18 protein-coding genes and 1 other annotated feature are annotated in these 18,901 nt (G+C 32.7%); of the genes, 5 read left to right on the top strand and 13 right to left on the bottom strand.

Annotation, left to right across the window (positions count from 1 at the left end; translation table 11 throughout):
- Positions 1–55: 55 nt before the first annotated feature.
- The 6 genes from EQM13_RS06690 to EQM13_RS06665 all read right to left on the bottom strand — a co-directional run bounded on the left by EQM13_RS06690 (position 56) and on the right by EQM13_RS06665 (position 5,429).
- Positions 56–544: a PTS system mannose/fructose/N-acetylgalactosamine-transporter subunit IIB gene (locus tag EQM13_RS06690; protein ID WP_071141079.1), complete on the bottom strand. Its 489-nt coding sequence runs from the start codon at positions 542–544 to the stop codon at positions 56–58.
- Entirely contained in the window at positions 544–963 is a 420-nt protein-coding gene (locus EQM13_RS06685) for a PTS sugar transporter subunit IIA (protein ID WP_071141065.1), read from the bottom strand. Before EQM13_RS06685 ends, EQM13_RS06690 begins: the two co-directional genes overlap by 1 nt.
- Before the next feature lie 219 nt (positions 964–1,182).
- Complete coding sequence (locus tag EQM13_RS06680) at positions 1,183–2,061, bottom strand: PTS system mannose/fructose/sorbose family transporter subunit IID (protein WP_071141066.1); 879 nt, start codon at positions 2,059–2,061, stop codon at positions 1,183–1,185.
- Positions 2,062–2,078: 17 nt separating this feature from the next.
- Positions 2,079–2,852, bottom strand: a complete 774-nt coding sequence (locus EQM13_RS06675; protein WP_071141067.1) for a PTS mannose/fructose/sorbose/N-acetylgalactosamine transporter subunit IIC — start codon at positions 2,850–2,852, stop codon at positions 2,079–2,081.
- 152 nt (positions 2,853–3,004) lie between these two features.
- Entirely contained in the window at positions 3,005–4,408 is a 1,404-nt protein-coding gene (gene gndA, locus EQM13_RS06670; protein ID WP_071141068.1) for an NADP-dependent phosphogluconate dehydrogenase, read from the bottom strand.
- A gap of 31 nt (positions 4,409–4,439) precedes the next feature.
- Positions 4,440–5,429 (bottom strand): D-isomer specific 2-hydroxyacid dehydrogenase family protein, encoded by a 990-nt coding sequence (locus EQM13_RS06665; protein ID WP_071141069.1) that lies wholly within the window; start codon positions 5,427–5,429, stop codon positions 4,440–4,442.
- Between the two features lie 268 nt (positions 5,430–5,697).
- Between EQM13_RS06665 and EQM13_RS06660 the strand changes: the two genes are divergently transcribed.
- Positions 5,698–6,552: a MurR/RpiR family transcriptional regulator gene (locus EQM13_RS06660; protein ID WP_071141070.1), complete on the top strand. Its 855-nt coding sequence runs from the start codon at positions 5,698–5,700 to the stop codon at positions 6,550–6,552.
- 271 nt (positions 6,553–6,823) lie between these two features.
- Here the strand turns inward: EQM13_RS06660 and EQM13_RS06655 are convergent, their stop codons facing one another.
- Positions 6,824–8,101: an IS110 family RNA-guided transposase gene (locus tag EQM13_RS06655; protein ID WP_206172910.1), complete on the bottom strand. Its 1,278-nt coding sequence runs from the start codon at positions 8,099–8,101 to the stop codon at positions 6,824–6,826.
- A 449-nt stretch (positions 8,102–8,550) separates the two neighbouring features.
- Between EQM13_RS06655 and EQM13_RS06650 the strand changes: the two genes are divergently transcribed.
- The gene (locus EQM13_RS06650; RefSeq protein ID WP_128752303.1) at positions 8,551–9,840 is read left to right on the top strand and encodes an IS110 family RNA-guided transposase; all 1,290 of its coding nucleotides are present in this window, start codon (positions 8,551–8,553) and stop codon (positions 9,838–9,840) included.
- Between the two features lie 428 nt (positions 9,841–10,268).
- Positions 10,269–10,901, top strand: coding sequence for a bifunctional 2-keto-4-hydroxyglutarate aldolase/2-keto-3-deoxy-6-phosphogluconate aldolase (locus EQM13_RS06645; protein ID WP_071141071.1), 633 nt, complete (start codon positions 10,269–10,271; stop codon positions 10,899–10,901).
- Between the two features lie 34 nt (positions 10,902–10,935).
- On the opposite strand, the gene trpS is transcribed toward EQM13_RS06645, so the two are convergent.
- Positions 10,936–11,940 carry a tryptophan--tRNA ligase gene (gene trpS, locus EQM13_RS06640; RefSeq protein WP_071141072.1) on the bottom strand — a complete coding sequence of 335 codons (1,005 nt, stop codon included), beginning with the start codon at positions 11,938–11,940 and terminating at the stop codon, positions 10,936–10,938.
- 49 nt (positions 11,941–11,989) lie between these two features.
- Positions 11,990–12,196, bottom strand: a binding site (T-box leader).
- Between the two features lie 86 nt (positions 12,197–12,282).
- Between trpS and EQM13_RS06635 the strand changes: the two genes are divergently transcribed.
- Positions 12,283–12,552, top strand: coding sequence for a GIY-YIG nuclease family protein (locus tag EQM13_RS06635; protein WP_071141405.1), 270 nt, complete (start codon positions 12,283–12,285; stop codon positions 12,550–12,552).
- Positions 12,553–12,618: 66 nt separating this feature from the next.
- Here the strand turns inward: EQM13_RS06635 and EQM13_RS06630 are convergent, their stop codons facing one another.
- The 4 genes from EQM13_RS06630 to EQM13_RS06615 all read right to left on the bottom strand — a co-directional run bounded on the left by EQM13_RS06630 (position 12,619) and on the right by EQM13_RS06615 (position 16,715).
- Positions 12,619–12,822: a cold-shock protein gene (locus tag EQM13_RS06630; RefSeq protein WP_071141404.1), complete on the bottom strand. Its 204-nt coding sequence runs from the start codon at positions 12,820–12,822 to the stop codon at positions 12,619–12,621.
- A 96-nt stretch (positions 12,823–12,918) separates the two neighbouring features.
- Positions 12,919–14,022, bottom strand: a complete 1,104-nt coding sequence (locus tag EQM13_RS06625; protein ID WP_071141403.1) for a GerAB/ArcD/ProY family transporter — start codon at positions 14,020–14,022, stop codon at positions 12,919–12,921.
- Between the two features lies 1 nt (position 14,023).
- Positions 14,024–15,274 carry a Ger(x)C family spore germination protein gene (locus EQM13_RS06620; protein WP_071141402.1) on the bottom strand — a complete coding sequence of 417 codons (1,251 nt, stop codon included), beginning with the start codon at positions 15,272–15,274 and terminating at the stop codon, positions 14,024–14,026.
- A 4-nt stretch (positions 15,275–15,278) separates the two neighbouring features.
- A complete protein-coding gene (locus EQM13_RS06615; RefSeq protein ID WP_071141401.1) occupies positions 15,279–16,715 on the bottom strand; it encodes a spore germination protein in 1,437 nt (478 codons plus the stop codon).
- A 166-nt stretch (positions 16,716–16,881) separates the two neighbouring features.
- On the opposite strand from EQM13_RS06615, the gene EQM13_RS06610 reads away from it, so the two are divergent.
- The gene (locus EQM13_RS06610) at positions 16,882–18,273 is read left to right on the top strand and encodes a sodium-dependent transporter (RefSeq protein ID WP_071141400.1); all 1,392 of its coding nucleotides are present in this window, start codon (positions 16,882–16,884) and stop codon (positions 18,271–18,273) included.
- 61 nt (positions 18,274–18,334) lie between these two features.
- Here the strand turns inward: EQM13_RS06610 and pyrE are convergent, their stop codons facing one another.
- Positions 18,335–18,895 (bottom strand): orotate phosphoribosyltransferase, encoded by a 561-nt coding sequence (gene pyrE, locus EQM13_RS06605; protein ID WP_071141399.1) that lies wholly within the window; start codon positions 18,893–18,895, stop codon positions 18,335–18,337.
- Between the last annotated feature and the right edge of the window lie 6 nt (positions 18,896–18,901).

The raw sequence follows: 18,901 nt of genomic DNA, 5'->3' as shown, positions 1-18,901 counted from the left end.
GAGGCTCTCTCACCTCTCTTATAAAAGTATTAAAATTCTAAGATTGTAGGATAATTTAAAATGATTTAATTGCATCTTTTAAACTGACTGACTTAGTATCCGGCACAACTTGGAAAAATACTTCTATGCCTTTGCTTTCAACTTCCTTTAAAGTATCCATATCTTCATGTCTCACTGCTATATTGGGAATCACAAACTTAGAATCTTTAGTCTTAGCTATGCCCCCAAGATTTAATCTTTTTACAGGGAGTCCTTTGTCTATGGCTTCTTTAGCCCCGGCAATCGACTTAAATAACAGTATTGCCTTATAATCTTCAAAGTTACTTTTATTCCAGTAGTCCACTGCTTCATCGATACTTAAAACTTTAATTGTCATACCCGTATTTGATGTTGACATCGTATATATATCCTTCATAAATGGGTCTTTAGCAGTTGCATCATCAACAACAAATAAAGCATTAGTATTCATCCCCTTAGACCATTTTGTCATTACCTGACCATGAATAAGCCTATCGTCTACCCTTGCCAATACTATTTGCCCCATTAACAATCACTGTCCTTTCCTTTTAAATTATATCTTTTAATTCCGTTTACAGTCGAATCTATAGCTTTTTCTATTAATTTATCCAATTCTTCAGACTCTCTTGATTGAAATATTTCTATAAGCATAAGCATATTAACACCTGTTATTAATTCAATGTTACCATATTTTTTTAACATATACAACGATACATTTGACGGGCTGCCGCCTAAAATATCTACAAGAATTATAATATCCTTATCCGCCTTTTGATTTTCAACAATAATCTCTTCCACTTTGTTGCGCAAATCATCTACACTCTCTCCTAATCTTAACCCCAAAGCAGCAGCATCTTCTTGATCGCCCATAATCATTTCGGCACTTTTCAATAATTCTATACCAAAATTACCATGAGTTATGATTAAAACAAATTTCTTTTTCATACTTTTCCTTCTTTCTATATAGGGTGATTCTAACAACTCCTTATAAGATTTTTATAACCTATAGGGAAATTATGATTTTCTTAGTTTAGAGATTTCCCGTTAAGGGATTTCAACTCTTGACCTCATTTATGATACATGATTTAATAAAATATTTAAAAATTTAAAAACCGGATTGCCTCTCTAAAAAAGAGAGACAATCCTTAAATAATAGTTTAAATATTATAGGATACCTACCCCGGCGAGTACGCCTAAAATTATGGATAGTCCCAAAAGTGCCTGGGTGATCTTTAATCCCTTTTTGTTAAAATACCAATATACTCCTAATACAGTAACTAACGGCAACAGTCCCGGAAGTATTGAATTAAATATATCTTGAAGAACAAATTCTTTCCCCGAAATCGTCCATTTTAATGAACTGCTAACTTTAACATAAGAAGATGCCAATATTCCCATCATAAAAAGACCTAATACAGACAGCCCATCAATAATCTTTCTTATATTCTTTCCGCCGATAATTTCAGTAGCAGCAGAACGGCCCAATTTATAACCAAGTTTAGTAAAATAAAAACCATATATATAAGTCACAGCTACAAACATCAACCAAGGAAATAAGGCACCTAAAGCACTTCCTCCCTTTGCCCAAGGCAAAGCAATAGCTATCAAAATATATTGAACAGTACCTGAATCAATAGCATCTCCGATACCGGCCAAAGGTCCCATAAGACCAACTTTAGTACTATTTATTACATCTCCGCTCACTGCTTCTCCTTTTCCTTCAGCCAATGCTTTAGCTCTTGCCTCTTCCAAAGAAGTCGTTATACCGAGAATAGTGCCTCCACCCCATACAGCCTGTGTATTATAAAATTGTGTATGTCTCATATAGGCTTCCTTTAAATCTTCTTTCTTTTTATACAATTTTCTCAAAATAGGTGTTATTGCCCAAAGTAAAGAAGCCGCTATCATTCTGTCATAAGAATGAGGAATCTCATTTGCATACCACCATCTGAACCAACTCTTTCGCAAATCCTTATCTGTAATTTTTTCAGGAGAGTCTGCTAAAGTAACATCTGTTTTAACTGTATTCTCTTTATCATCCATCTTAACTTTGCCTCCTTCTAATTTGTTTCGGTTTTTTCACCGGTAACTAAGATATACAAATATGCTACTATTGTACCAATAATAGCAAATGTTACTGTATTAATTTTAAGAGGTTGTAACATAACGGATACAAAATATGCTAAAAGAAAGAATACAAGGTATTTTTTCTTTCCTATTACTTGTAATATAAGTGCAATACCTAATGCGGCAAGTCCTCCTCCTATTACATCAAGTATATGGAATATTCTTCCTCCGGAGAGAGTAGCCGTAAACTTCGCAATTACTGGTGTTCCATAATATAAAGCTATAAACATTGCTGGTGTAAATAATGCAAAACTAATAATTGTCGGTAAAATTATGATTGAAAAGTTTAAGCCTTTGTCGTTTAATTGAGCTGCATATTTATCCGTTAATCTTGTGATAAACGTGTTAAGGAAAAATCTAAATTGGTAAAGATAACTGCCCAAAAGTCCTACAGGCACTGCTACAGCTATTGCTTCCGTAGGTTTTAAGCCTCCCAATATGGCAACGGGCACTGCTATTGCAGTTGCCACTGCCGGTTCACTTGGCATAGCTCCTCCCGGAGCGATCATTCCCATATAAATTAACTGTATTGAAGCAGTAGCAATCATAGCTGTAGGAACATCTCCCATAACAAGCCCTACAACCAATCCTGTCATCAAAGGACTAAATCTTAGGTTTAAGGTTGCATAGCCAAGAGCACGTGATTCAACCAAAGCAACCCAAAGCGCAATTATTAATGCTTGAGCCACAGTAATACTATGTTCCATTTTTATTTCCTCCTTTTTAATAATATAACTATATTAAATTTTCTTTGCCTACCCTCCTTTCCGATCAAATTTTAAAACTTTATTAATTAAAATATTTTAACCCAATAAAGCATTATAACGTTTTCATAAGAATGTCATAAATTTCATACCAACTATTCCCATTTGGTATGAAAAATAATTCCTCCCTTATCAATTCTGTTATATGTGTGGGCTCCAAAGAAGTCTCTCTGGGCCTGAATGAAATTTGCAGGAAGATTTCCTTCGATCATGCTGAAAAAATAATCTAAAGCAGAATTATGAACGAGGGTGGGTATATAAAAATTCCTTGCAATATTAGTTATATATTTTATAGAATCTAATCTTGTCATAAGAAATTCCAGAACTCTCTTATTGTTCAAAAGGTTTACATTTTCCTTATCTTCGTCAATAACAGCCCTCATAAAATCAAGCATTTTTGACCTTATAATACAGCCACCCTTCCATATTTTTAATACTTCAGAAATATCAATATCAAAATTATTAACTTTAGACCCTTCAGACATAACCCAAAGCCCTTGAGAAAATAATATCAGATTTGAAAAAAGCAATGAATTTTCTAAATCTCCTATGATTTTATCTTTATCGTACAAATCCTTAGGATAATCCTTCGCTACCTTTTTTGAAAGGTTTAGCCTCTCTTCCTTAAAATATGAAAGAACTCTTCCTTCTAAAGCTGCATTTAAAGAAACCGCTGGTATTCCCATATCTATAGAAGTTTGAACAGTCCATTTACCGGTTCCCTTTTGACCTGCCTTATCTAAAATTAATTCCACTGTAGGTTTTCCGGTTTCTTCATCTTTATGTCTCATGATTTTATAAGATATTTCCATGAGAAATGAATTGAGTTCACCCTCATTCCATTTTTCAAATATATCTCCTATTTCATCGGCTGAAAGCTTTAATACCTTCCCCAATATATCATAAGTTTCGGACATAGCCTGCATAATTCCGTATTCTATACCGTTATGAATCATCTTTACAAAGTGTCCTGCCGAATCATTTCCTATATAGGTACAGCATGGTCCGGATTCTGTTTCTGCCGCAATCTTAATCAGTATGTCCTTAACTAAATCGTAAGCTTTCTTCGAACCCCCGGGCATTAAGGAAGGTCCATTAAGGGCACCTTCCTCTCCCCCGGAAATTCCTATTCCAAGATAAAGTATTTTCTTTTCATTTAATTCGTTAATCCTTCTTGTAGTATCACGGTAGTATGTGTTTCCTCCATCCATAATAAGATCTCCCTCATCAAGATAAGGAATAAGTTTTTCAATCACACTGTCCACTGGTTTTCCTGCTTTAACCATTAGCAAGATTTTTCTTGGTTTTTTCAAAGATTCAACAAAAGATTTAATATCGTAATAACCCGTAATATCCTGTTTCCCTACTTCATTTTCTATAAAATCCTTTGTTTTCTGAGAAGTCATATTGAATACCGCTACACTAAAACCCTTGTTTCCAATATTTAAAGAAAGATTTCGTCCCATTACTCCTAATCCAATTAACCCAATATCTTTCATTCATTTCTCCCCCTACCGTTAAATTCCTACACTATTTTAATAATTCTTTATTAACAACGTTATTAGGATTCTCGTTCTTTGCAATTTTCTCTGCATCATCTACAACCTTATCCCCCATGCCTTTTAAACATTCATAAGTATAAGCTGATGTATGAGGAGTTATCACCACATTTTTATAAGCAAATAACGGATGAGTTTCATCTATAGGTTCTCCTTCAACTACGTCTAACCCTAAGCCGCCTATTATTCCTTCATCTAATGCTTTTATCAAGCTCTTTTCGTCTATAAGTCCTCCTCTTGCTGCATTTACGATAAATACGCCTTTTTTCATCAAAGCAAAACTCTTTTCGGACATCATATGGTAACTATTTTCATTTAAAAGAGCATTTAAGGAAATTATGTCTGAGTTCTTAAGAAGTTCTTCTAAGGATACCGATTGAGCCCCTCTTTTTTCTATTTCCTCCCGAGTAAGATATGGATCATAAGCTATTAATTTTGCGTTAAACCCGTTCTTTAATATTTCTCCTACTCTGCTTCCGATATTTCCGAAACCTATAACTCCAACTGTTTTATCTTTTATTTCATAACCCATAAATTTTGCTCTTTCAGCCCATTTCCCCTCTTTTGCCTTTTCTGAAGCAAGGGCTGTCTGCCTTATAACGGTCATCAATAAAGCAACAGCGTTCTCTGCTACCGATTCTCTTTCCACAACAGCATCCACTTTTGTAACAAATGTACCTTTTTTAGTGGCGGCTTCTATATCTATGTTGTTATATCCAATACCGTGACGGGCAATCAAAAGAGTTTTATCCTTATAATCAAAGAATTCTTTATTATATAAAGGCGTAACACTTGCTATTATAATTGAATAACCCATAAGTTTCTGAGCTAATTCCTTTCCTCCCATATCTTTGGAAAGATCAAATCTGTCTACCTCTCCTAATTTTTTTAATCTTTCCATATGCTCCGGAAAAATCCTCCCAAAGCTGCTTGAGTTAACGATTGCAATTTTTACAGCCATCTTTATATCTCCTTTCTCTTTGATCTATTTTTTTGATTCTATTTATTAAAAATAATTGTATAAACCCTTGCAAAAAAAACTTTCATATGATAATATTTTTATAAAAAGAATTTCTTTTTCTATATTATATAATATAGAAAAATTTTTTTCAACACTTTTTTTATTTAAATTTTTTTGATTTCTAGAGGCTTTTTGATATGGCAATTCTATTGTTATATAATATTATTAAACATTAAATTGTTAAATATTAATCGAAAAAGGTGATATTATGAATTCTACGCCAAAGGCATTTCTTCAAATTAAATCGCAATATAGTAATTTTAATCCTACAGAGAAAAAAATTGCAGATTATATTCTTAATAATCCTCAAGAGTTGATTTACTCAACTATAAGCCAAATAGGAGATAAACTCAAATTAGCGGATTCGACCATATTTCGTTTTTGTAAAAAAATTGATTTTAAGGGATTTCATGATCTTAAAATATCATTAGCTACAGACGTGGTTAAGGAAACAAAAAATTACGGTACTACACAAATTCTCGATAACGATGATGAAGCTATTATTATCAATAAAGTATTTGAAGCCACTATATCGGTCCTAAATGATTCATTACAGTCTATTGACCCGAAACTCATAGAACAGGCAGTAAATATTCTCTTAAATGCAAATCAGATTGTATGCTATGGTAATGGAGGCTCAGGTGTTGCAGCGATGGATGCTCATCATAAGCTTTTACGAATCGGAATGAACGTTTCATCTTATACCGATTATCATATGCAGCTTATGTCTGCTGCTCAGCTTACGGAAAATGATGCGGTTATAGCAATTTCCCATTCCGGCTCTAATATAAACATAATGAATGCGTTAGATGTGGCTAAGAAAAACGGTACAAAAACCATCGGAATAACTTCATTTTCAAAATCACCTATTAGTAAGAAAGTAGATGTTCCTCTTAATGTCGTTTCCCATGAAACGGAATATCAATTTGAAGCTTTTGCTTCCATGGTTGCCCATCTTACTATAATAAACGTTTTATATATTAATTTAATATTAAAAAGAAAAGAACTTTCCAATATTGCTCTTCAAAAGATGAGGAATGCGATTTCTTATACAAAGATATAAGAAAAGCTTCTATCGAAGCATTATTAAGGTAGCTTTTCTTGAATTCATTTACGAAAAGTTTTTTATCAATATTTATAAGTAAGAACTTTCCTATTCGTTATAAGAATAGGAGTTATATAAAAATTTATTTTTAAATATTGAAATAATAAGCAATCTGGTGATATGTCAAGAGATAAATTTTAATAAAAACATAAGGAACAATTAAAAAAAGACAACCTTAATAGAACCTATGTATTTCAGTGAAAAAATAGGTTTAGAGATTAGAAATATTTTAATTTATCTCTCCAACTTTATCATTGGAGTAGATTTGGTTTTTAGTCAGCAATCCAAAAACCAGACGAACAAATTTACGAGATGTAAGTGCGAGGGCTCTTTTATGTTGGTGAGTTGTTACTTCACCGTACTTCTTGTAATAGTACTCTTTGTATTCTGGTACATGATTTTTAACACTATTGGCAGCCTCGATTAAATAGTATCTAAGGTATTTATTGCCAGTCTTAGTCATTCTGGTCTCATCTGAAGAATAATTACCTGATTGATTAACTCTCCAAGTTAGGCCTGCATATTTAGCTAGAGAATTGTGAGAATCAAAGGAAGTGATGGTTCCTATCTCAGAAAGAATTCCACTAGCAAGTACTGGCCCAACTCCTGGAATAGAGATTAGGGATTGATATTCAGTAGGATTAATCCCTTTGATATTCCTTTCAATAGCCTTATCAATGGTTTTAACTTCATCTTCTAATGCTTTGACTACATTGAAAGATGAAGCGATTGCAACATTTAAAGGTTCATAAAGGATTTTATCAAGACGATAGGAATCTCTAGCAGCCTTCTGGAGCACCTGAGCAGTCCTGTTAGGATCATTAAAGCGATTTTTACCTTTATCTCTAATGAAAGCAACTAAGTCCTCAACAGATGAATAGGTAATATCATCTAAGGACAAATATTCAGTTAATATGGCTGAAGAGGTGACACCGTAAGTGTTAGAAAATGGGCGTTCTTCTTTATCTAATACTGTTAATTCACTAAACTTAAGATAAATGTTGGACACCATATAAGCTTTTTCTCTAGTAATACCTTCAATTAAATGAAGACGATGTCTAGTTAATCGCTGGAGTGCAAGAAACTGCGATCCACGCCAAGGCTTAGAAGTAATTTTGCCACAACGAGCAAAATCAGCAATGACATATGCATCTAGAGGATCTGTTTTATCCATGTCTACAAAAGTCTTTCTGTAATTTGCAACAGTTTTAGGATTAAGACAGTATACAAGAGGTTTGTAGGCTAATAGAATCTCATTAGAAGCAAGAAAGTTTGCAATGTGGGTACTGTAGAAAGAAGTAGATTCCAGGGCAATAACAACATATTTTAGGCTATTAGAATCTAAACACCTAATAATACTATCTAAGATAGATTCGGCACCAGGTTGGTTATTCAAAGCCTTAAGGTTAAGAAGTTTATTGCCTTCAAAATCTAGAGCGCATAAGACATTAGTCTTAGAACTTACATCAATACCTACGTATAAAGTTGATAGAATATTGTTCTTCATAAGATCACCACCTTTCATAATAGGATGGAGAACAATTAGTAAAAGAGATATCCTAATCTTAGCTGCTTACGGCAACCTCGCATTATTAGCATTCATCTTTGAAAATTACCTTGCTGTTGGTCTAATCAAAGAGATGCGGCATCTGAAGTAAGCAGGATATGACAGCTAAGTTAGGAAGCACGCTTTAAGGGCAATAACCCAATGGTTTTGCTGGAGAGCAAAGAATTATCCTTTGCTAACTATTCTTTATTTAATTATAGCATTAGGATATCTCTAATAAAAATTGTATTAAAAATATTAAAATATGCTTAGAAGACCTATAAAAAGTGCTTCTAAACATATTATACGAGCTTCCTGTGGTACGATAAAAATAGAAAATCCTCACAAATAAATTAAGGTATAATTGTAATTGAGAGAAAACAATTTCTTAATTTAAAGGAGGATTCACTATGAATTATAAACAAAATGATAGATTAAATCAATTGACATATGAAACACTAATTGTTGGAGTTGACATAGCAAAAGAATTTCATGTAGCAAGAGCACAAGATATTAGAGGCATAGAGTTTGGAAAATCAATTAAATTCAATAATTCCCTTTCAGGATATTTAGAGTTTGAGAATTGGATTAATGAAATTAAAGTGGTTGAGGAGAAGGAACAAGTAATTATAGGTATGGAACCAACAGGACATTACTGGTTAAATATAGCAAGATATCTTAAAGCTAATGACTATACAGTGGTTACAGTAAATCCAATGCATGTAAAAAAGATAAAAGAGTTAGATGATAACCTTCAAACAAAAACAGATAAAAAAGATGCAAAGATTATTGCACAGCTAGTAAAAGATGCAAGATATTCTACCCCGAATTTGCTTGAAGGTGAGTATGAAGAGCTAAGGAATGCTAAGAACTTAAGGCAAGTTGTAATAAAGGATTTAAATCGTACTAAAAATCAGATTCACAATTGGTTAGACAGATACTTTCCAGAATACAAAGAAGCATATGCCAGCTGGGAATCGAAATCATTTATAAAGATAATTAAAAAGTATATCTTTCCGTCTGTAATTGAAAGAATACCACCAAATGAAATCTATGAGATGCTACCTCCAAAGATGAGAAGAGGTGTAGGCCTTGGGAAGATAGAAAGACTTGTAACAGCTAGTAAAAATAGCATAGGGATAAAAGAAGGACTTTCATTTGCAAAATTAGAAATAAAATTTCTTTTAGACAAATATGAAAGCTTTTTAGAGCAAATTGAAGAAATAGATGATTATGTAACCAAGATTTGCAATCAACTAGATGAAACAAAGAAGATAATGCAAATTAAGGGTGTTGGGCTCGTAACGGCAAGTGGCATAGTTGCTGAATTAGGAGATATAAGAAAGTACAAGACTCCGAAACAAATGATAAAAATGGCAGGGCTTTCTTTAACAGAAAATAGTTCTGGTAAGGTAAAAGGTGCAACATCTATAAGCAGAAGAGGACGTAAAGATCTCCGCCGATTATTGTACCAGGTAATACTTGGGATGATACGGACAAATACTGCATTTAAAGAAATGTACATTTATTATACTACAAGGCGAAAAAATCAGCTTACTGGGAAACAAGCTATAATAGCATTATGCAGAAAACTATTAAGAATAATCCATACAATAATTTTGAAAGATGTCGATTATGATGAAAGTAAAATGATGTCACAAATAAAATATCCAGATGAGTTTTTAAATTCAGTTGCTTAATTCTATCTATTTCAGAGATTAAATTACGTATGAATTAATAGTTTTAAAAGATTCTATTTAAATATGGTAGCTAAAATAGAATTTAAATTTACAAACTAGAATAATTAAAAACAACAAAAGTGGCGATCCTGTAATTCCTCCATTAGGATATAATCCTGCATACGAGCATGACGGGACTCACATATAGATTAAGTTGGACGAAGGAAGTTTGGGAGATAGATCCTGCTAGAAAGAGGTTCTACTACTATATAAAGTGAGCAAAAGCCACTGTTCATAAAAATATATAAGTGCTACTTTTATTAAGTGAGGATTAAAATGGACATTTCATGTAAAATGTAATTATTTCGTTGCAAATGATCCATTAAAATAATATAAAATTAATCAGAAGTATTGGAAAATACTACTTGATTTAAAGAGGAGGGTACAATATGAAAAAGTATGAAATTTTAAGTAAAATTGAAGAAGTAGGCATTACAGCTGTTGTAAGGGCCAAAAATAGCGAAGAAGCCAAAAAAATTGCTTTAGCATGTATGGATGGCGGAATAAATTCAATAGAAATTACATTTACAGTTCCGGGGGCATATAAGGTTATCGAATCATTAACGGAAGAATTCGGAGATAAATTGTTAGTGGGAGCCGGTACAGTTTTAGATGGTGAAACTGCAAGAATAGCCATATTGGTCGGGGCAAAATATATAGTCAGCCCAGCCTTTGATGAAGGAACAGCTAAACTCTGCAACAGATATCAGATACCTTATATAGCAGGCTGCATGACCGTTGTTGAAATGATAAAGGCAATGGAATCGGGAGCCGATATAATAAAAGTCTTCCCCGGCAGTGCAGTAGGACCTTCTTTCATATCGGCAATTAAGGGACCCCTTCCTCAAGCATTATTGATGCCGACAGGCGGAGTTAATTTAGATAATGTAGGAGAATGGATCAAAAATGGTTGCATAGCAGTAGGAGTAGGCGGAAATCTTACTAAAGGTTCAAAGGAAGACATAACCAGAACTGCTAAAGAATTTGTTAAAAAAGTAAAAGAAGCAAGAAATAATAAATAAAAAATTGGAGAGATAAAATTATCTCTCTAATTTTTTATTTATTCACCCTTGGTATAAAACCAACCTTTTTATAAACCTTTTTCAATGTCCTGTTTGCTAATCTTTCTGCTTTTTCGGCTCCTTCTGAATATATGCCTTCGAGAAAATCCTTATTCTTCCGGTATTCTTCATACCTTTCCTGAATTGGTCTTAAAACTTCTACTATTGCTTCAGCCAAATCATCCTTAAATTTCCCGTATCCTTTTCCAATATATCGGTTCTCAATGTCTTTTATACTTTCTCCCGAAAATACGGAATAAATATCAATCAAATTCTTAATCCCAAGTTGTTCATCTCTATATACTACTTCCCCATAAGAATCCGTAACCGCCCTTTTTATTTTTCTTCTCACCGAATTCGGATCATCTAATAATTCAATGTATGCATTTTCATCTTTGTCAGATTTGGACATTTTAACCTCCGGATTCTGCAGACTCATAATTCTCGAGCCTATCTTCGGGATAAAAACTTCCGGTATCTTAAAAGTATCACTGTATCGATTATTAAATCTTATAGCTAAATCCCTTGCCAATTCTAAATGTTGTTTTTGATCCTCTCCCACCGGAACTAAATCCGTCTGATAAAGAAGTATATCGGCTGCCATGAGAACAGGATAATTAAATAAGGCTGCATTTACGTCGGCTCCCGGCTTTTGGGATTTCTCCTTGAATTGAGTCATTCTATTTAGCTGTCCCATATAGGATATGGAATCTAAAATCCATGTCAATTCACAATGGGCACTTACATGGGATTGAATAAATATGATACTTTTTTTCGGATCTAACCCACATGCCAAATATAAGGCTAATACATCCAATGTATTCTTTCTTAAATTTTGAGGTTCCTGGGGAACAGTAATAGCGTGAAGATCAACTATGCAAAAAATACTATTATATTCTTCCTGAAGAGGAATCCAATTCTTAATAGCACCTAAATAATTTGCAATTGTTAATTTTCCCGAAGGCTGAACGCCACTGAAAACAATTTTTTTCTCATCCATTATATAACCTCCAATGGTAATAATTAAAAAAGCCCTTCATCTCTTCATATAAAGAGACGAAAGGCAACTTCGCGGTACCACTCAATTTGGTTAAAAACCCACTTAAATCTTTAACGGCGATAAACCGTAAAATCCTACTCGATTTTCGGATTTTAACTCTCAAGCCCATTCAATATGAAAGTATCGTCAAGTTTTCACTATCCCCGACTCTCTAAAGACCTTTTTCATATTTACTATTCTTGATCTCAGCTTTTATATTTACTTGTTATATTTATTATACACAAATATTTAAAAATATAAAACAATTATTTTAAAAAATGATATAATTATTTTGGTGATATTATGTGTTATGTATACATTCTTAAATGCTGCGATAATACTTTTTATACAGGTTGGACCAACTGTTTAAAAAAAAGATTAGAAACTCATAAAAAAGGCAAAGGCGCAAAATATACAAGGGGCAGACTTCCGGTAGAGCTTGTTTATTTTGAAAAATTTGAAGATAAAATATCTGCTCAAAGAAGAGAATATGAAATAAAAAAAATGACAAAAAAAGAAAAATACAAACTTGTCTGCCAATCTAAAAATGAAAATTTCAGCAGTATATCTTAGATTCGAATAAATTTAAAAGGGTCTGAAGATTAAATCTTCGGACCTCTTTTATATTTGGTTTTATAGTTATCTGATAGAAGTTACATTTGAGGCTTGAGGACCTTTTTCTCCTTTACTAACTTCAAATGAAACTCTTTCTCCTTCTTCCAATGTTTTAAATCCGTCTTTGTTTATTTGAGAAAAATGAACAAAGACATCATTTCCATCATCACCTGTAATAAAGCCAAATCCTTTCTCTGAATTAAACCATTTTACTGTACCGTTAACCATGTGTAAATACCTCCAAAATTTTATTCTTTAATTTTTTAAAACATCTCATCTATAAAAATCTCCGAAATCATCGTTTTTTATGCAACAATAAAAATTTTATTCTCTTAATTTTTTTCTTCTAAAGAAATATACAATCAAAGTAATGCAAGGTATTGCAAACATAAATGCTATTGATGAAAAATATAATAAAAACTGAAGAGGTTGACTGACTCCTACCACAGAATAATTATTCTTTAATATTGTGGATAATATAAATATTAATATTGACATAGGAATTATATATACTTCATTACTTTTAGAATTTAAAGTTTGTTTTAAATTAATAGTCAAAGAATAGAGATATCCTGAAACCTTCCATACGTTTGCAACTGTCCAGGCCATAACATATATGGATTCTATTCTCTGAATAAAATCAAATAAATTAATAAGCCGTGAGAAGGTAAAAAACGGAAAATCCGCATGTTTTGTCTGCTCAATACCTAAAGACAACTGGGTACACAAAACCACTATAATCAGTACAAGCATGGAAATAAGCAAGGATCTGATAAATATTTTATTTAATTCTTTCCTATTCTCAAGATTTGGAACAAACATTGCCAATATTATTATATCTGTAAATTTAAATGCAATATCTCTTGCTCCAATATTTATTTGGCTGAAAGTGGAATCCTTAAGTATAGGAAGAAGTTCATTGAAGTCGAAAAGGTTAAATCCAAATATAAGAAAAGTCAGAATTACTAAAAAAATAATAGGTACAAAAATTTCTGCTCCTCTTCCTAACCCCTCTAATCCCTTAAATGATATATAGGAAGAAGTAATAAGAAGAATGAGTATAAGTATCCAACTAGGTGTTTGAGGAAATATTGTGGAAGTCAATACCTCGGAAAGTATTGCAACAAACGTTATAACATAAAACAATAAAAATACAGCATAAGCTATTCCCACTATTTTTCCTATAGCCTTTCCCAATATCTTTTCAGTATATTCAATCAAAGTTAAATTGCTGAATTTATTGCTTAAATATAAAATCGGAAAACTTATTGCAATTGTCCATGGTATAGAAAGAATTATACTTATCCATATGTCCTGGTTGCCCGGAGGAGTATTGACTGCGGGAAGGTATGAAAAAGCAATTACTATTCTAAATACAGTAATCAGTAAAATAGCCTGATAACTTGAAATTAACTGTTCCTCTTTCATTCTATTTTCCTTTCTCCTTTCCCGTAGGGGTATTAGTAAGGTTTGTTGTATGTATATGCGTTTCTACTTCAATTTTACAGTCTGATTCCGAAAATACTTGAGCCCAGTTGTCTTTCACATTCTTCCATTCGTCAGGATACCTTATATGAAACAGTTGGCCAAACCCAAATACATCTAATTTATATTTTCTCTGTATTGTTTCAAAATTTTTCTTTAGATCTTCCTGAAGTTGTTTGGAACAAGCTTCTTCAACGGCTTCAATTACTTCTCTTTTGGAAATGTCAATGTCTCCACTTTCTTCTGCAAGATTCCCTCTTATTTTGATATTTACTTTCATTAATATCTTCCCATCTACTATTTCCACGTCTCTCTTTACTTTTGATTCTTCAATCTCAAATACCGACTGTTGTTTAATATCTTTCCCTACGGATTTAGGCATTCCTCCAACCCTGGGAGTAGATGTACTTAAGCCATCTGAAGGTACCTTTTCGGGATTATTAAAAGTTATTATTGAATTTCCTATATTCCCTTTTATAAAATTAACACATTCCGTTTCATCTGCATTCAAATATCCGGAAAGGCGCCCTCCATTAAATATAGATGCTCCTTCTACAGAAAGTTCGTATTTCGACCCATTATCATTTAAATTTTCTTTCTTTAATATACTGATTTTCCCAATAATAGGTTGCTTTCCAACATTATAATAATCCCTTAAGTATCCCACTAAATCCATTTTAAGAGAAGATACATTATATACTTCATTTTCAACTAACTGTTGAATATATCTCCCCGGTATTTCTTCTATTCCGGCATTGATTCCCATAACCTCATAAGATTTAGCCTTCTCGGCAACCAGTAAATATGAAGTTTCTCTTGTTTCCTGGTCCCTATTTATAAGATCTAAATATTTTATTATACCATCTTTAGCAAAATCTTCTCCAAATATAATAATACTGTTGTGAGAAAGAAAAGCTTTTCTATCAAATTTCAGTGTTATATTCCTGACAGCATCAAAGACACTCTTCCCTCTTCCTTGAGTATAAGTGACTCTATCATTACTCTCTGAAACACTTGACCCTGCCCTTACGGGTTCCGGCTTTATTACTTCTACGGTTACAATAAATTCGTCTCCTTCCTTATCTATCCCCATAGCTGTAACTATGCCTATTTTATTCAATTCTCTCTGATCCCAGCAACCGGTAAATATTATCACCGGTAATATAAAAATTACAAGAAGTATTCTCCTTTTCATAAGATCACTTCTTCCCTCTGGACTTGTCTCTCGTAACATTTTGTTTAGAAATAGCTTCAGGTCTGACTTTAAAAAATTTCATAGGAAATCTCACCAAAAAATCTTTAAGACCGGATTTATTTGTAGGGGTCAAAGGATAACCATAATCTACTCCAAAAGACTTTTGGGTTACTGCCTGAACTACTAAAATTATCAAGCCACATGTAATTCCATATAATCCTATAAATCCTCCCAAAAAAAGTATAAATAATCTGTAATATATAATTATTTCCCGCTGAGAAGGTATAGTGAATTCTGCAATGGCCGCTACTGCAACTATTATAACCATTGGAGCACTTACTATTCCGGCCTGAACAGATGCCTGCCCCAATACCAATGCTCCTACTATACTTACGGCACTTCCTACGGCTCTTGGAAGTCTTGTTCCCGACTCTTTTAAAAACTCCAACATCAAAATCATCATCGTAGCCTCTATTACTGCAGGAAGGGGAACTCCTTCCCTGTTTTCCGACATAGTTATTAAAAATACGGTGGGAATCATCTCCTGATGAAAAGTTTGCAAAGCTATATATATTCCCGGAAGCAATATGCTTACTAACAGAGAAAAAAAACGCACCATTCTTAAAAGAGACGCTATATAAGGCCTCTGATAATAATCTTCAGATGTCTGGATACTTTCAATAAACAACTTAGGTATAGTAAGAGCATGAGGTGTTCCGTCACACAGGACGGCTACCCTTCCTTCCAATATCTTTCCTGCCAAAACATCAGGTTTCTGAGTATTACTTATTGTACTATAAATTGTTTTAGGATTATCGATTATATATTCTTCTATCATGCCTGATTCCAATATACTATCAGTATTAATTTTAAACAGCCTTCTTTTTACTTCTTCAAGTACTCCTATATTTACAATACCTTTTATATAAACAACGGATATTCTTGTCTTTGTCTGTTCACCCAATGTGAAATCTTCAAATACTAAATTTTTATTTTTTATTTTTCTTCTAATCATAGATTTATTAATATTTAAATCCTCCACAAAGCCTTCTTTAGGTCCTCTGATTACGGTTTCAGCATTGGGCTCATCTATAGCCCTATGCTCGTATTGCTTTAACTCTACCGTATAAGCAATTGTACTTTCTTCAATAAATATTGCAATATTTCCATTTAATATTTTATCTATAATTTGATTCATATCGCTTATTTCTGTTATACGTGAAGCAGCTACAACACCTGTAATATCAAATTTATTCTCATAATTTAAAAGATTATTTATGATGTATTGGCTTATACTACTGGGATCAACTAAATTATTTATGTATGACACAAGAAATTCTTTTCCACTTTTACTTTTAAATTCATAAATGGAAAAATCACTGCTTCCGTTAAATTCTTCTTCCAATATTTTTTTGTTTTCATCAATTTTTTTACTTATCACAAAACCACCTTCTAATTCTTAATATTCACACACAGTAATAGTATTAGTAATTCAGCTAATAAATATAAAATTTTCCGTTGAATTATTAATAATTTTGTGATAAAGTATTAATAATTTATCTCTTTATAGCATAACAGCGGAATTAAAAAATGGAAGGAATGATATTGTGGAAAAACCAAAAAGAGAAAATTTTTCGTCAGGAATAGCAGTATTTTTCGCAACATTAGGATCAGCTTTAGGTTTAGGAAACATGTGGAAATTCCCTTATCTTGTCGGAAATAACGGAGGAGGGGCTTTTTTATTTGTTTATTTGATATGTGTTTTTTTATTGGGAATTCCCGTTATGATTTCTGAATTTTTCATAGGAAGACATACAAGAAAAAATGCTATAGGAGCTTTCACAGAACTCAAGGCAAATCCTTTTTGGAAATGTATCGGATATATGGGAATACTGTCATCATTATTTATTATGTTTTTTTATACAGATGTAGCAGGGTGGGTATATTCCTATGTTTTCAGGGGAATCAAGGGAGATTTCAATATATTATCTTCTTTAGAGAGTACAAAAGCGGCTAATACAACTCAATCTATTTTTTTAAATACCACTGGAGCCGGAAACAGTGCAATCAATCCTATGATTTGGCAATTAATTGTATTAGTTGTAGTTTCTTTAATTATTATAGCGGGAGTAAAAAAAGGGATAGAAAAGGTGACCAAAACTTTACTTCCAATCCTGTTTATACTTGTGATCATTTGTGATATCCGTGCCTTAACTCTTCAGGGATCTAAAGAAGGGCTCAATTTCTTATTTAATCCTGATTTTTCAAAATTAAACGGCAGTAGTATAATGACCGCTATGGGTCTTGCATTCTTTAAACTCTCATTGGGCATGGGCACTATGATTACTTATGCCAGCTATTTTACAAATGATAACAATTTAATGAGAACGCCAATTAAAGTGGCACTTTCAGATATAATGGTATCTTTATTAGCCGGAATTGCAATATTTCCTGTAGTATTTTCTTTCGGCATGAAACCGGAAGGGTCCGGAATGGGCCTTTTATTTACTACAGTTCCATTGATATTCATGAAACTTCCCTTTGGAAATCTGTTATTAATTGCTTTTTTCTTTCTTACCGCCATTGCAGCTACTACCGCATTAATCTCTCTTTTGGAAGTACCTGTTGCCTTTCTGTCAGAAGAATTAAAAATTAATAGAACGAAATCAGTTATAATTATTTCTTCTATAGTATTAATAGTGGGTATATTAACGGTACACCCCGGCAGTCTTTTCGGAAACGCAATGATAGGTTCAAGGAATCTTTTTGATTTTTATGATTTTCTTACGTCAAATATATTAATGCCTTTAGGAGGGTTTTTAATAGCATTATTCGTGGGATATGTAGTTAATAAAAATACTTTATATCAAACACTTTCTAATAACGGAACTTTAAATATAGCCGTTTCATTTAAACTATATCAATTTGTTATCAGATATATAACTCCTATATTAGTACTTTTAGTATTTTTAAATTCTCTACAAATAATTACATTCTAAGAAAAAAGCCAAAAAGCTGTTGCAAAATAAATTTGCAACAGCTTTTTGGCTCATTGATATTTTATTTTACTATCTTTCTGCTCCCAGGTTTAACAAAAGGAATCCCTTTTTTACATAGGGGACATTCTTCCTGATCAAAAATTTGGACATTTATTTTTGTTCCACTATATAGTGGATATTTTATATTCCCATTGGATCTATCTACTAAGCAGGCTATTGCGACTACTTCTCCTCCCATGCTTTCCACAACTTCCGCAGCCTCATAGGATGATTTTCCGGTAGTCACCACATCTTCTGCTATAAGTATTTTCTGGCCCTTCTCTATGGAGAACCCTCTTCTTAATGTCATCTTTCCGTCTTCTCTTTCTACAAATATGGCAGGTTTACCCGTCTGCCTTCCCAACTCATAGCTTACTATTATTCCTCCCATGGCAGGTCCTACAACCATATCAAAATCTAATTCTTTAAGCTTTTCTACAATATCTTTTATCGCTATTTCTGCTTTATCCGGATACATGAGTAATTTAGCGCACTGAATATATTTCCCGCTGTGTTTTCCTGAAGACAATAGAAAATGCCCTTCCAGTAAAGCACCTGTTTCTTTCAACAAATCTATTATCATAATATC

This window comes from Acidilutibacter cellobiosedens, assembly GCF_004103715.1.
Taxonomy (GTDB): Bacteria; Bacillota; Clostridia; order Tissierellales; family Acidilutibacteraceae; genus Acidilutibacter; species Acidilutibacter cellobiosedens.
Note: the sequence above shows the minus strand (reverse complement) of the source record. Positions and strands in the feature narration are given on the sequence as shown.

What these genes read in the sequence shown, in the direction of transcription:
- EQM13_RS06690 (WP_071141079.1), bottom strand. Translation starts at nt 544, where the DNA reads ATGGGGCAAATAGTATTGGCAAGGGTAGACGATAGGCTTATTCATGGT.
- EQM13_RS06685 (WP_071141065.1), bottom strand. Translation starts at nt 963, where the DNA reads ATGAAAAAGAAATTTGTTTTAATCATAACTCATGGTAATTTTGGTATA.
- EQM13_RS06680 (WP_071141066.1), bottom strand. Translation starts at nt 2,061, where the DNA reads ATGGATGATAAAGAGAATACAGTTAAAACAGATGTTACTTTAGCAGAC.
- EQM13_RS06675 (WP_071141067.1), bottom strand. Translation starts at nt 2,852, where the DNA reads ATGGAACATAGTATTACTGTGGCTCAAGCATTAATAATTGCGCTTTGG.
- gndA (WP_071141068.1), bottom strand. Translation starts at nt 4,408, where the DNA reads ATGAAAGATATTGGGTTAATTGGATTAGGAGTAATGGGACGAAATCTT.
- EQM13_RS06665 (WP_071141069.1), bottom strand. Translation starts at nt 5,429, where the DNA reads ATGGCTGTAAAAATTGCAATCGTTAACTCAAGCAGCTTTGGGAGGATT.
- EQM13_RS06660 (WP_071141070.1), top strand. Translation starts at nt 5,698, where the DNA reads ATGAATTCTACGCCAAAGGCATTTCTTCAAATTAAATCGCAATATAGT.
- EQM13_RS06655 (WP_206172910.1), bottom strand. Translation starts at nt 8,101, where the DNA reads ATGAAGAACAATATTCTATCAACTTTATACGTAGGTATTGATGTAAGT.
- EQM13_RS06650 (WP_128752303.1), top strand. Translation starts at nt 8,551, where the DNA reads ATGAATTATAAACAAAATGATAGATTAAATCAATTGACATATGAAACA.
- EQM13_RS06645 (WP_071141071.1), top strand. Translation starts at nt 10,269, where the DNA reads ATGAAAAAGTATGAAATTTTAAGTAAAATTGAAGAAGTAGGCATTACA.
- trpS (WP_071141072.1), bottom strand. Translation starts at nt 11,940, where the DNA reads ATGGATGAGAAAAAAATTGTTTTCAGTGGCGTTCAGCCTTCGGGAAAA.
- EQM13_RS06635 (WP_071141405.1), top strand. Translation starts at nt 12,283, where the DNA reads ATGTGTTATGTATACATTCTTAAATGCTGCGATAATACTTTTTATACA.
- EQM13_RS06630 (WP_071141404.1), bottom strand. Translation starts at nt 12,822, where the DNA reads ATGGTTAACGGTACAGTAAAATGGTTTAATTCAGAGAAAGGATTTGGC.
- EQM13_RS06625 (WP_071141403.1), bottom strand. Translation starts at nt 14,022, where the DNA reads ATGAAAGAGGAACAGTTAATTTCAAGTTATCAGGCTATTTTACTGATT.
- EQM13_RS06620 (WP_071141402.1), bottom strand. Translation starts at nt 15,274, where the DNA reads ATGAAAAGGAGAATACTTCTTGTAATTTTTATATTACCGGTGATAATA.
- pyrE (WP_071141399.1), bottom strand. Translation starts at nt 18,895, where the DNA reads ATGATAATAGATTTGTTGAAAGAAACAGGTGCTTTACTGGAAGGGCAT.